General features: G+C 69.2%; 6 protein-coding genes. All 6 read right to left on the bottom strand.

Annotation, left to right across the window (positions count from 1 at the left end):
• Positions 1-201: 201 nt before the first annotated feature.
• Positions 202-597: a DUF488 domain-containing protein gene (locus tag Q0994_RS11240; protein ID WP_299532352.1), complete on the bottom strand. Its 396-nt coding sequence runs from the start codon at positions 595-597 to the stop codon at positions 202-204.
• A 142-nt stretch (positions 598-739) separates the two neighbouring features.
• The gene (locus tag Q0994_RS11235) at positions 740-2,191 is read right to left on the bottom strand and encodes an NAD(P)H-hydrate dehydratase (RefSeq protein ID WP_299532350.1); all 1,452 of its coding nucleotides are present in this window, start codon (positions 2,189-2,191) and stop codon (positions 740-742) included.
• Between the two features lie 136 nt (positions 2,192-2,327).
• A complete protein-coding gene (locus tag Q0994_RS11230; protein ID WP_299532348.1) occupies positions 2,328-2,696 on the bottom strand; it encodes a holo-ACP synthase in 369 nt (122 codons plus the stop codon).
• 17 nt (positions 2,697-2,713) lie between these two features.
• Positions 2,714-4,561: a glutamine--fructose-6-phosphate transaminase (isomerizing) gene (glmS, locus tag Q0994_RS11225; protein ID WP_299532345.1), complete on the bottom strand. Its 1,848-nt coding sequence runs from the start codon at positions 4,559-4,561 to the stop codon at positions 2,714-2,716.
• Between the two features lie 293 nt (positions 4,562-4,854).
• Complete coding sequence (locus Q0994_RS11220; RefSeq protein ID WP_299532342.1) at positions 4,855-5,478, bottom strand: hypothetical protein; 624 nt, start codon at positions 5,476-5,478, stop codon at positions 4,855-4,857.
• Positions 5,454-13,250 (bottom strand): ricin-type beta-trefoil lectin domain protein, encoded by a 7,797-nt coding sequence (locus Q0994_RS11215; protein ID WP_299532339.1) that lies wholly within the window; start codon positions 13,248-13,250, stop codon positions 5,454-5,456. Before Q0994_RS11215 ends, Q0994_RS11220 begins: the two co-directional genes overlap by 25 nt.
• Between the last annotated feature and the right edge of the window lie 299 nt (positions 13,251-13,549).

The raw sequence follows: 13,549 nt of genomic DNA, 5'->3' as shown, positions 1-13,549 counted from the left end.
ATTCGGGGAGCGTGCGGGAGGAGACGCGCACGGACGCGCGGCCCGCACGCCCCCGTCGTCGACTCGGGGGCGCACCTCAGGGGCGGCCCCGGGGGCGCGGCTCGGGGTGGTGCGGAGCGGCTCAGGGGCGCGGGTCAGGGTGGTGCGGGGTGGCTAGGGGCGCGGCGGGTGCGGATCGCGCGCCCCCGAGCCGTCTCGGGGTCAGGTCCCGCGGGCCCGCTCGTGTTCCAGGTACTCCACCAGGACCGGCACATGGCTGCGGGAGACGTCCTTGACCGCGGTGACCAGGGTGACCGGACCGTCGCCGGCCAGCAGCGCGAGGAGCCGGTGGACCGCCTCGGCGGGGGCGGGCCCGGCGAGTTCGGTGCGGTACCGCTCGACGAACGCGTCGTACCGGGCTCCGGAGCGGTCCTCGTGGTACCAGGACCGCAGTTCCGCGGACGGCGTGAGGTCCTTGAGCCAGACGTCGACCGCCGCCCTCTCCTTGGACACCCCGCGCGGCCAGAGCCGGTCCACCAGCACCCGGGTTCCGTCGCCGTCCTCGAGCGGGTCGTAGACCCTGCGGACCCGCGGGGACCCGCCGTCGCCACCGCTCATCCCGGACCCCTTCCGTCGCGTCCGCCGCCCCGGCCGCCCGTACCGGCAGCCCCGCCCAGCCCCGCCCAGCCTCGCCCGCCCGCGCACCCGCCGCACGTCCGGACCGGCGCGGGACCGGGGCCGGATCGGCGGCCGGTCCCGGTCAGCCCCTGCTCACGTCCCGCCAGGCCGCCGGGACCGCGGCGGCCACGTCCTGCGCGGAGACCGGCGCGCCGCCCGACGCGTGCCGGGCGGCCAGCCCGTGCAGGTACGCGCCGACCGACGCGGCGTCGCGCGGGGCCAGCCCCGCGGCCAGCAGCGAGCCGGTCAGCCCCGACAGCACGTCCCCGCTGCCGGCGGTGGCCAGCCACGACGTCCCGGTGGGGTTGACCCGTACGGGTGTGTCCCCGCCCTCGGCGACCAGCGTCGTGGAGCCCTTGAGCAGCACGGTCGCGCGGAACCGGGCGGCCAGTTCGCGCACGGCGGCGAGCCGCCCCGCCTCGACCTCCTCGCGGGCCACGCCGAGCAGGGCCGCGGCCTCGCCCGCGTGCGGGGTGAGCACGGTGGCGGCGGGCCGGGAGCGCACCGCGTCCGGGTCCATCAGCCGCAGCCCGTCCGCGTCGACCAGCACCGGCACGTCCGAAGCCAGTACGTCGGCGACCGCGGCGACGGCCGCCCCGCCGTCGCCCAGCCCGGGTCCGACCACCCACGCCTGCACCCGCCCGGCCTTCGACGGCCGTCCCTCGCTGACCAGTGTCTCCGGGAAGCGTGCGATCACCGCGTCCCCGCGCGCCCCGGCGTAGCGGACCGCTCCCGCCCCACCGTGCAGCGCCCCGGCGACGGCGAGCACCGCCGCCCCCGGATAGCGCTCCGACCCCGCGACGACCCCGACGACCCCGCGCCGGTACTTGTCGCTCTCCGCGTCCGGGGAGGGCAGCAGCGCCGCCACGTCCGCGTACTGAAGCGCCTCCAGGTCCGGGGTGTCCGGCAGTTCGGGACCGAGACCGATGTCCACCAGGCGCAGCGCCCCGGCCCGTTCGGCGGCCGGGTCGATGAGCAGGCCGGGCTTGAGGGCGCCGAAGGTGACGGTCGCGTCCGCGCGCACCGCCGTGCCGCGGACCTCGCCGGTGTCCGCCTCGACCCCGCTCGGCAGGTCGACGGCGACGACCGGCGCGCCGTGCCCCCCGGTCACGGCCCGGACCAGCGCGGCCGCCTCCGGGCGCAGTCCGCCCCGGCCGCCGATCCCGGTGATCCCGTCCACGACGAGGTCGACGGTCCCGGCCTCCCCGGCGCGGTCGATCACCGTGCCGCCGGCCGCCCGCAGCGCGGCGAGCCCCCCTTCGTGGGCGCGGCCGGGGGTGACCAGCAGGGCGCGCACGCCCGCGCCGCGCCGTGCCAGCAGCGCACCGGCGTGGAGGGTGTCGCCGCCGTTGTCGCCGCTGCCGACCAGCAGCAGGACCCGTGCGCCGTACACCCGGCCGTTGCGGCGCAGCAGGTCGCCGCAGGCCACCGCGAGACCCGCGGCAGCCCGGCGCATCAGGGTCCCCTCGGGAAGGCGGGCCATGAGGGCCCTCTCGGCGGCGCGTACGGTTTCGACGCTGTAGGCGGTTCGCATGGGGCAGCCCTTCGTGGATGCGCGGGGTACGGGAGGCCGGGCCGGCGAGGAGGCGGTGTCGTGCGGGCCGGGCCGTGCGCTCGCGGCGGCGCGGCACTGTGAGGAGTGCCCGCGCGGGGCGGGTCCACGCCTGTGCTCAACCTTCGGCGATCACCATGGCCGACGCCACTCCCGCGTCGTGGCTGAGCGAGAGGTGCCAGTTCACCACCCCGAGCGCGTCGGCGCGGGCCGCGACCGTGCCGGTGACCCTGAGCCGGGGCCGGCCGCTGTCCTCGACCCAGACCTCGCAGTCGGTCCAGTGCATCCCGCCGGGCGCGCCCAGCGCCTTCGCGACCGCCTCCTTGGCCGCGAACCGGGCGGCGAGCGAGGCGGTGCCGCGCCGCTCGCCGCCCGGCAGCAGCAGTTCGCCCGGCACGAAGAGCCGCTCGGCCAACTGCGGCGTCCGCTCCAGCGCGGCGCCGAACCGCTCGATCTCGGCCACGTCGATCCCGACCCCGATGATCACGCCCACACCCTCGTTCCCTACTCCACGGTCACGGACTTCGCCAGGTTGCGCGGCTGGTCCACTTCGTTGCCCCGGGCGGTCGCGAGCTCGCAGGCGAAGACCTGCAGCGGCACGGTGGCGACCAGTGGCTGAAGCAGCGTAGGCGTAGCGGGGATCGTGATGAGGTGGTCGGCGTACGGGACGACGGCCTCGTCGCCCTCCTCCGCGATGACGATGGTGCGTGCGCCGCGGGCGCGGATCTCCTGGATGTTGGAGACGATCTTGTCGTGCAGGACGGACCGGCCGCGCGGTGACGGGACCACCACGACCACCGGCAGGTCCTCCTCGATCAGCGCGATCGGGCCGTGCTTGAGCTCGCCCGCCGCGAACCCCTCCGCGTGCATGTAGGCGAGCTCCTTCAGCTTCAGCGCGCCTTCGAGCGCCACCGGATAGCCGACATGACGGCCGAGGAAGAGCACGGTGTTCTTGTGCGCGAGCGAACGGGCGAGCGCGCGCACCGGCTCCATGGTCTCCAGGACGCGTTCGACGTCCGCGCCGATCGCGGAGAGCTGGCGCACCACCGCCCGGACCTCGTCGCCCCACTTGGTGCCACGGACCTGGCCGAGGTAGAGCGCCACCAGGTAGCAGGCGACGAGCTGGGTGAGGAACGCCTTGGTGGAGGCGACGGCGACCTCGGGCCCGGCGTGCGTGTAGAGGACGGCGTCGGACTCGCGGGGAATCGTCGAACCGTTGGTGTTGCAGATGGCCAGCACGCGGGCGCCCTGCTCGCGGGCGTGCCGCAGCGCCATCAGGGTGTCCATGGTCTCGCCGGACTGCGAGATCGCGACGACCAGGGTGTTCGGGCCGAGGATCGGGTCGCGGTAGCGGAACTCGCTGGCCAGCTCCGTCTCGCAGGGCAGCCGGGTCCAGTGCTCGATGGCGTACTTCGCGATCATCCCGGCGTGGAACGCGGTGCCGCACGCGACGATGACGACCTTGTCGATCTCGCGCAGTTCGCTCTGCGGGATGCGGATCTCGTCCAGCAGCAGCGAGCCCTCGCCGTCGATGCGGCCGAGGAGGGTGTCGGCGACCGCCTTGGGCTGCTCGGCGATCTCCTTGAGCATGAAGTAGTCGTAGCCCCCCTTTTCGGCGGCCGACGCGTCCCAGTCCACGTGGTACGCGCGCACCTCGGCGGGCTCCCCGTCGAAGCCGGTGACACTCACCCCGTCCCGGCGGAGCTCGACCACCTGGTCCTGGCCCAGCTCGATCGCGTCCCGGGTGTGCTCGATGAACGCGGCGACGTCGGAGGCGAGGAACGCCTCACCGGCTCCGACGCCCACCACCAGCGGCGAGTTGCGGCGCGCGCCGATGACCACGTCCGGAGCGTCGGCGTGCACAGCGACGAGGGTGAAAGCGCCCTCCAGCCGTCGGCACACCCGCCGCATCGCCTCGGCGAGGTCGCCGCAGGCGGAGAACTCCTCGGCCAGCAGGTGCGCCACCACCTCGGTGTCGGTCTCCGAGGCGAGGTCGTGCCCGCGCCGCGTCAGTTCGGTGCGCAGCGCGGCGAAGTTCTCGATGATCCCGTTGTGCACGACGGCGACGCGGCCCGCGTTGTCCAGGTGCGGGTGGGCGTTGACGTCGGTCGGCGCCCCGTGCGTCGCCCACCGGGTGTGCCCGAGGCCGGTCGGACCGGCCGGCAGCGGCCGGTCCTTGAGTTCCTTCTCCAGGTTGACGAGTTTCCCCGCCTTCTTCGCGGCGGCCAGCCCTCCGTCCGCCAGCACGGCCACCCCGGCGGAGTCGTACCCCCGGTACTCCAGCCGCTTCAGCCCCGCGACGACCACATCCTGCGCCGACTGCGCACCCACGTATCCCACGATTCCGCACATATCGGCACGATACGACGCGGGGGGTGCGGAGGGGGCGGGTTACGGAAGGGGTGGGCGTGGGGGCGGGCCCAAGTGAGCCCTGCCCTGGCACAGACAACGCGCACGACGCGCACGGAAGGAAGAGCGACACAAGGACTCGCCGGTTGCCCCCTTCCCGGAACATCAGCGCCAAGCGAGCGGGGACCACGGCGAAACTCATGACCGTGGCCCCCCGAGATGATCCTCGGAGGGCCACGGGAACAGATCTCACGATGAAGCGCGCAGGGTGGCAGTCGCGGCTCTCCGAGAGGCCACTAGGACCTGTCGCCAAGGACTTGCTCCAACGAAGCGGCCACCCTTCCCTTGCCGGTCTCCGCGACCTCAGCCACCTTCACATCATTCACTGACGACCTGTCACGGAGCAGGCGCAGGATGCGGACTTGATCCTCGAGTTCACACGCCTGGAGCTCGGTCAGGTCCGGGTACCGTCCGGCAGGATAGAACTGCGGCTCCGAATCAGCCTCCTCGACCAGCGCGTCGAATGCCTGATGAATATCCAGACAGAGCGACGAACACCAGTCGGACCAGACGCGAACATCGAAGTCATCCACAAAAGCCCTATGCACCATCTCAGAGGCCATAGCGAAGATTTCTTCTATTTCCTCATCCTGCTCGGCGAATTCACCGTCACCCCCCTCACCCACCCCCGAACGAATGACTTCAAGGAATGGAAGGATTTCATTATCCACAGTTGCGGGAGACCACGCATGCACGGGGACTTTCGCAGCGACAACAGGCGAAGAGCGTACCACCAGGACCGGCAACACTCTGTAGAGGCACATCGCGGCCGCGATCCTGTGTGCTTCGAGGCTCGCCTCACTCAGCTCCCGAACCAGCACTTCGTGTGAGAAATCTACCTTTTCCAAAACATTCTCCAAGGGGAATTGTTCTTACTGCTTCCGAATTCGGGACCCCCCACAGTCACTCCACTTGATGTCAGCTTGGGATGGCAGTTGCCCCAGCAAACACCGGTAGAAGTGCCGCCCTCGATGATCTCCCAACCATCGCCTACATCAAGGGCTTGCATGATGGAGTCTTCCGCATGCCCCTTGAGCTGAATGAACGTCTCGCCCGGGTTCAGCGCGTTGGTCTTCCGCCAGTTCGTCGGCAGATACGTCTTATTGCTGGCCACCCACGTCTCGACCCGGCTCGGGTCGGCCAGGCTCCGAACCCGGGCCACGGCCGTCGTACCGCTCCAGCCGACCTGATCTTGAAGGTCCTGAGCACGCTGCTGGAGGCCGGACGCACCACACTCACTACCGCCACTGTTGTGAACGAGGACCGATGTGGCCCCCGCCAGCACATAGTACGTGTGGAGATCGTTGACGGTGAGGTTATGGACAGTCGCGTCCGGAGCCGTCCAGCGATCAATCGCGGTGACCTGGACATAGGTGCCGGCGCTCGTGCGAAGCCATTCACCGGGCTCCAGGTCCGTGGCATGGAGCCATTCCCCGACGGCTTCCACCCAGAAGGGGTGATTGTCCGTCGCCGTCACCGAGGTGGTCTTGTCACCCTCGTCCCCATCCGCGTCGAGAGTGACCTCGACCAGGTGCTTGAAGCCCTCGCCCGTGATCTCGGCGGTAACGGCCTCCGAAGTCGTCCTACCGGACTCGGGATCGGTGGAGAGAACCTCGTCACCGTTCTTGACCTTCTCGATCGACTTGGTCGATCCATCTGCCATCAAGACCTGGGTGCCGGGCACGAAGCTGTTTACCGGGCAACTGCCCCCGCCGGGACCTGCTTCGTCGACCCCGTCTTTTCCACCCTCCTTCTTGGACTTCCCCGAGACCTTCTGGGCAGCGCTTTTGACTTTTTCGTTCGACTTGGCTGCGACCTTCTTGCTTTTTTGGAGCGTATTGCCAGTCTTTTCGACTGCCTTTTTAGCTGCCCGCGTCGCAGCTTGCTGTGCCTTTTGCTTCGCCTGCGCGGCCTTCTTTGCGGCTGCCTTTGCCGCTGCGGCTGCACGCTTGGCGGCCTCGCGAGCAGCCTTGGCCGCCGCGATGATCTTTCGGGCCTTTTCCTGCGCCTTTCGCCAGGCACTGATCGCACTGAAGGTCTTCTCGACCGCGCGCCAGATTTTCTTTCCCTTGCTGAACACCGAGGTCCACGGTATGGCGTCGATGATCAGCGATCCGCAGGCCCACATGTCGCCACGGGAAAAGCAGGCGACGACGTCGTTCCAGCCTATGAACTCCTTGAACACCGCCCATCCGACATTCATGATGATGTCGGACATCGACGTGTTCAGTTGCTGGTTCGCCCAAGCTTCTTCGGCGGTCTCCGCAGTGCCACCGCCGCCGCCGCCGCCTCCGCCGTCCATCATGAGACCGGACGGGTCGGCAAAGGTAACGGGGTTGTTCTCGCAATAGGCGTACCCGTTCATCTGAACCGGGTCCGCCAAGTCCAGCATCGGGTCTGCGGAGATGAACCGACCCGTTTCGGGGTCATACTCACGGGCACCGAGGTGGATCAGGCCGCTGGCACTGTCGTCGTCACCCCCGATGTATCCCCGGTGGGAGAGCCAGCTCGCGTTCTCCTTGCGCGCGACACCGAAGGGGTCGGTCTTGTCGAACTTCACCGCATTGCCGGGGGCGAGCTTGACGTTGATGTAGGCGGTGCCGCTCCGGTCGGTGACCTGCATGGACAGCTGATCGGCACCGCCGCCCTGCTTGAACCGCATCACCACCGGGCCGCCGGCCTGCTGGTAATAACGCTCCGAGTAGTTCGGCGTGCCGTCCACGTTCACCGAGACGGTGGTCTCTCCGAGGTACAAGGTGCGGGTGCTCGCTGTGAGCGCCATGAGGCGTTCGCCCGCAGGGCCGTACACGTATTTCGTCTCGTTCGCGGGAGCCCAGGACTGAGCGGCCCCGCTCGCGTCACAGGTGCTGAGCGTGAGGTCGGTCCCCGAGGCCGTGTTGGCCCCCGGCACCACCAGGCACTTGCCCGAGGCGACGTGCTTGAGCTTGTGGCCGGCCTCGACCGTCGTCCACTGCTGGGCCGCGGCCCCGGTGCACTTGGCGATCACGGCCGCCGTGCCGTCGGCGGTGGCGCCGTCCTTCGGCACCACGCACTGGTCCAGGACCTTCAGAGCGCCCTTGGAGGAATCGGTGGGCGTGGCGCCCTCGATCCTGAACTGCTGAGCACGGGTGCCGTTGCACCCATAGAGCTGGATCGCCGTTCCGGCGACCGTGGAGGACGAGGCGAGGTCCAGGCACTTGCCGGACAGGCCCATCCAGGCGCCGGCCCCGCTCTCACCGAACCCGGTGACCGTTTCGAGCTTGCCGTCCCAGGTCCAGGTCAGGCCCTGCTGGTCCCCACCGTCGGTACGGGTCTCGGTGTTCCCGGTCTTGTCGTAGGTGCGGGAGGAGGCCTCGGTGACCTTGGCACCCGCATCCGTCAGATAGGTCGAGGACATCCCGGTCAGGGTGTGCGGCTGGGTGCCGTCCGCCTTGCCGTAGGTGTAGGACGTGGTGGCGTCCTTCGCCGGGTCCAGGACGGTGGTGGTGGTGCCCGCGGTGCCGAGGTAGTGGTCGACCTCCGTCTTGCGGTTGCCCATCGCGTCGTACGTGTACGTCTTGTGATAACCGTCGCCGCTCGCGCCGATGGTCGGGGCACTCGGTATCCCGGTGGAGGTCACCGCGCACGCCGTGTCGGACGCAGTCCACGCCTCGGTCAACTGGCCGAGGACGTCGTAGGTGAAGCACTGGCGGTCGGTCTTGGAGTCGACCGCGTCCTCGATCTTGGTGACGTTGCCTGCCGCGTCGTAACCGTAGGAGCGGACGTTGACGCGGTTGCCGAGCACTGCCGAGGTGTCGCTGGTGGACTCTCGGTCGGTGTACGACTTCGTCAGTTCGCCGGTGCGCTCGTCGAACAGGTTGGTGGTCCAGACGCGGTTGGGATTCTCACCCGTGACCGCGCGCAAGACCTGGCCGTAGACGCTGTAGTCGGTGTCCGCGTTGTACCAGTCGATGCCGGACGTGGAGACAGGCAGACCGTCCTCGTTGTACCGGGTGACGATCTTCTCCGGTGACAGGCCGCCCGCAGCCGGAAGTGAAGCCGACTGCAACTGACCGGACTTGCTGTACTCGTATGTGTACGCGTACACCTCTTGGAGCCCGTACTGCGACGCGATCGTCGCGGGCAGTGTCAGCTTGGTGCCGGTCGGCGAGTACTCCGGGGTGTAGCCGGTGACTGTGCTGGTGTAGGGCAGACCGTCCGTGTAGCGAGTCGCGGTGGCCGGCAGGCCGAGGCCGCCGATGACCTGGTCATAGGTAACCGAGGTCAGCAGTTCACCTGTGGACGAGCCTTTCCGCTGCTCGGTGGTGCGGCCGAGTTCGTCGTACTTCGTCCAGGTCTTGTTCTGTTTACTGTCCGTCATCGTCTCGGGCCGACCGAGCACGTCGTACGTCGTAATGGTCGTGCCCGTGTCCGGGTCGGTCGACGTGATCTGCTGGCCGAGGGTGTCGTAGGTCCAAGACCAAATGTTTCCGGAGGAGTCTTCCGCCTTGGTCTGGTCGCCACGCACATCGAAGGAATACGTCGTCGACCGGAACTTGGTGCGGGCCGCGTCCGTGAACGTGTCGACCCGGACCGTCCGCCCCTGGGCGTCGCTCCACGTCCGCTGCGCCGCTCCGCCCACCGGCGGGATGACCGTCGACGAGTCGTAGTCGTACTCGTACCGCGTCGCCTTCGCCGGCACCGTGGAGCCCGCCATGTACGGGGTCTCCGCGAGGATGCGGCCCTGGCCGTCGTACTTGTACAGCGTCGCGTTCGGGATCTTGAAGTCGGAGTCGACCTCGAACATCACCGTCTGCGGCAGTCCGTCGGCGTAGTAGCCGTTGTTGGTCCGGGCGATGGTGCCGTTGGCGCTGTAGAGCGTGTCGGTGATCAGGCGGCCGTCGCCGACGGCCGGTTCCTGGCGCTGGCGTTCGCGGCCGAGGCCGTCGTAGAAGACGACGGAGTCGTCGTAGTCGGTGCCGTTGTCCTTCAGCGTGGAGCTGACGACGTTGACCGGCTCGCTGGGCGAGGTGTTGTACGCGAACTTGACCGACGGCTTCTCGTCGGCGCTCTGCGAGGTGCCCCAGCCGGCCGTGGTGCGGCCGAGCGCGTCGTACTGGTAGAGGGTCGTGCGCCCGTTGGCGTCGACCTCCTTCAGCGTGGTGCCGCGCGCGGGATCCAGGTAGGTGGTGGAGGTGTGCTTCTTCGCGTTCTCCTCGGTGATCGAGTAGACCTGGCCGGTGGCCGGGGTGTAGGTGGTCTTCTCGGTCTCGCTCTTGGCATTGGTCGTCGTCAGGACGCGGCCGTAGGAGTCGTACGTGAGCTTGGCCGTCTGCTGCCAGGCGTCACCCGTGCCGTTGAGTGACCAGGTGGTGGTCGCCGACCCCGAGGTCGGGGTCGCGGCGAACGCCAGGTCGTCGTAGGCGATGCGGGAACCGGCGATGCGCGCGGAGACCGGAGCGGTGGCCGCGGCGGCACAGGTGCCGGCCGTCGTCAGCGTCTCCTTGTCCAGCCCGATCAGGTTCTTGGCCGTGTTGTGGACGTAGCTGAGGACCGAGCAGGACTCGTCGCCGGGCTTCTCCGTGTCGCCGAGGGACTCGACGGTCAGCGGCAGCCCGTAGGTGGTGTCGTACGTGGTGTTGGTGCGCAGCGAGCGCCACTGCCGGATCTCGTTCACGTCGTACGTGCCCGAGGAACGGGTGGTGGTGATGGTGTGGTCGTCCAGCACCCGGTACGACTTGAGCGCCGGGATGCCGCCGGCGCGGGTGCGGCTGGCGAGTTCGACCACCTTCGGGTAGTCGACCGACCGGGAGACCAGCGCGCCGCCGACGCCCGTGTAGTCGAGCTCCTCGGCGACCCGGCCCTGGAGGGCGAGGTCGTCGGCCGCGATGTCCTCCCCGCCGGTGTCCTTGACGGTCACGGCGCGCTTGCCGCCCCCGGGGAGCGGGTCGCCGTTCATGCCGCGGAAGTAGCGCTTCTCGGAGACCGAACGCGCGCTGCCCTCGTACGCGTCCGAGGAGTCGGCGCCGCTGATGGTGCGCACGCGGCTGAAGCCGCGCCACTGGTCGTAGGTGCGGGTCTTCTTCTTCGAGAACTCGGCCTGGTTCAGGGCCCAGGCGCCCTTGGTGTCACCGTTGTCGCCGTAGACGTAGGAGGTGGTGACGGTGGCGACGCCCTTGACGCCGGGGAGCTCCTCGACGTGGTCGACGACGTACTTGTTGAACCACTCGATGGACTCGTCGACCTTGTCCGGGTCCGGGTGCCAGTACGCCGGGTAGCAGAGGCCGGTGTTCGACTCGACGGCCGGGAAGCCGGAGCCGCTCTCGCAGGCGCCGGTGGGCTCGCGGTAGTCGACGAAGGTCTCGCCGCCGTACTCGCTGATGACCCGCTCCACGCGCAGCCGGTCGAACGTCGGGCTCGGGTCCTTCTCGCCCCGGCGCACCCGGTTGGGCATCGGCTGGGTGTTGGGAACGAAGGTCACCGGCCGCAGGGTCTGCGCCTCACCGTCGGTGCCGTAGCCGGTGCGGGTGATGGAGTCGAGCCAGAGGGCGGTGCCCTCGTCGGTGCGTTCGGCCGGCAGCGACTGTTCCAGCGTCCAGGAGTCGACCTTGGACAGCGCGGTGGAACCTTCGGTGCGCTGGGTGGAGGCGGTCACCTGGGCGAGGCGCTTGCGGGTCCAGAAGGTCGGGACCGGCACGTAGCAGTCCTTGCCCGACTTGCAGAGCAGGTCGGCCGGGGTGTCGTACCAGATGTGGTTCTTGGCGAAGTCGCCCGAGGTGAAGTTGGCCTCGGAGCAGGCGATGCCGTCCTCGACGAAGCAGCGTTCCTCGACGGCGAAGTCGACGCGGGCGAGCGGGGCGGCGCTGTGGAGAGTGGTGGAGCGCTGGCCGTAGTCGATGCGCTTGAGGTAGCCGCCCCGGTCGTAGGAGACCGGGGTCTTGAACTTCATGTTCTTGGCGTAGAGGGACTTCTCCTTCTCCCACCACAGGGACATGGCGCTGCCGGAGGTGTCGACGACGTAGTCGAGGTTCCAGCGCCAGCCGCGGTCGCAGAAGGACTTGGCGAAGTCGGCGTCGTAGCAGTCCTCGCCCGACTGGTTGCCGGAGACGGGGACGGTCAGGACGGAGTTGGTGACGGGGTCGTCGGCGGCGGTGCCGTGGTCGCTCCAGCCGGGGAGCTTGTGCTTGCCGAAGTAGTAGACCGTCCCGTCGCGGGTGGTGACCTCCCAGTACTCGCCCAGGGAGTCGCCGTTGCCGAGCGAGGTGTCCTTCAGCAGGCGCACGCGCGAGCCGTCGCCGTTGGCGGTGACCCACTCGTTTCCGGTCTCGTCGTCGTCCTTGACCAGTTCGGTGGTGGTGCCGCCGAGGGTCAGGGTCGCGTTGTCGGAGCCGTAGCAGAGGTCGCTGGTCTTGCGCTTGGCGTTGTTGCCGTTCTCGGTGTCGTCGCGGCAGGTCTTGTACGTCCGGGTGATCGAGCCGGGGTTGTACTCCCAGCCGTCGCCGATCCAGGACGCCTGGTTGTTCGTGGCCGACGTGCGGCCGTCCACACCCTGCGAGTTGTACCCGAACGCCAGGCTCGGCGCCGGACCGCCGGGGACCGACGGCGGCGAGAGCTGGTAGGTGTACGAGAACCCGCCCGAACTGGAGCCCGCCGTCCACGAACCGGCGCTGGCCAGCGGCGTCGCGGAGAAGTCGCCCTTCGCGCCGCCGCCGCTGGAGGTGGCCATGAGGACGGAGGAGCCCGCGTTGCTCGCGGCGCTCAGCGCTGCCGTCCGGGTGAGCGGGGCGGACCCGCTGGTGGGCTTGCGGTACAGCGCGGTCGAGACCGTCCCGGTGGAGGTCGCCGACGCGGTGGCCGCGGCAGTGCCGGCGTCCGTCAGCTCGGCCACGTCGAGCGTCGCCTCGATACGCCGCTCGCCGTCGAGGATGCCGTCGCCCTCGACGTCGGTCTCCTGCGGGACGACGACGTTGGTGGTGTCCACCTCGGTCGGCTCGGCGCAGCCCTCGACGTCCGGGGTGGTCAGGAAGCACTCGGGGAACTTGACGATCTGCAGCCGGTCCGCCCAGTTGGCCCCGTAGAGCTCGGCGAATTCGGTGTAGTCCAGCGCCACCACAGCGTCACCGGTGGCCCCGGCCGGCGGGGTGACGGTGAAGACCAGTCCCTCGACGTCGGCCGCCGAGGACTCCGCCTGGCTGGCCAGTGCGACCTGCCAGTCGCCCTCCAGCGCCGTCGTCTCCTCCGGTGTGGCGGTGGCCGGGGCACCGATCCCGATCGGCAGGGTGCTGATCGGCTGGGTCTGCCCCGGCGTCAGCGCGTCCACCGTGCCGGTGGCCGGCGTGGTGATGCCCGTCCCCGCGGGGGCCGTCATCTTCTTCGGCTCGTAGTCCTCGCCCGGCGGCACGTCGGCCGTCGTCATGTCCGCGAGACCGCCGCCGTTCTCCCCTGCGGCCAGCTCGGCCTCGGGCAGATCCACCAGTTCCACGCCCGAGCGGTCGCTCGGCGGCGGCACGGCGTACGCGCTCGGCAGCAGGCCGACCGTCACGGCGGTCGCCGCGACGACGACGACGCCGATCCTGGCGCGCCGCCGACGACGGCGCTGTTCCTCAGTGCCGGGGAGTTGTCCCCGGCCGCTCCACGAAAGCGATCCCCACACGACGGCCGCGGCCCCCCACAGTCGATCTCCGACCACCAGCGGACCGCGTGGAACACGAGGCGCCGAAGGCTAATTGATGGGGCGAATGTTCATCCATGAATTCACAACTCGTCAAATGGTCTGAACACGTGGTGATCTCAATCACGCGACATTTTCTGTGACTTCGCTTTCCTTTACCCATTTACACCATCGGGGAAATTCAAGATGATCAGCTTCAAGATCCACCGACATGTCGATAAAACAGCAAAGAGCGTCTGTAACCGGTCATTCACCGTGGGTATTCTGCGTGTTTAACCAAT

The organism is uncultured Streptomyces sp. (genome assembly GCF_947488945.1).
Taxonomy (GTDB): domain Bacteria; phylum Actinomycetota; class Actinomycetes; order Streptomycetales; family Streptomycetaceae; genus Streptomyces.
The sequence above is the reverse complement of the archived record's forward strand: the minus strand, read 5'-3'. Positions and strand labels throughout refer to the sequence as shown.

What these genes read in the sequence shown, in the direction of transcription:
- Q0994_RS11240 (WP_299532352.1), bottom strand. Translation starts at nt 597, where the DNA reads ATGAGCGGTGGCGACGGCGGGTCCCCGCGGGTCCGCAGGGTCTACGAC.
- Q0994_RS11235 (WP_299532350.1), bottom strand. Translation starts at nt 2,191, where the DNA reads ATGCGAACCGCCTACAGCGTCGAAACCGTACGCGCCGCCGAGAGGGCC.
- glmS (WP_299532345.1), bottom strand. Translation starts at nt 4,561, where the DNA reads ATGTGCGGAATCGTGGGATACGTGGGTGCGCAGTCGGCGCAGGATGTG.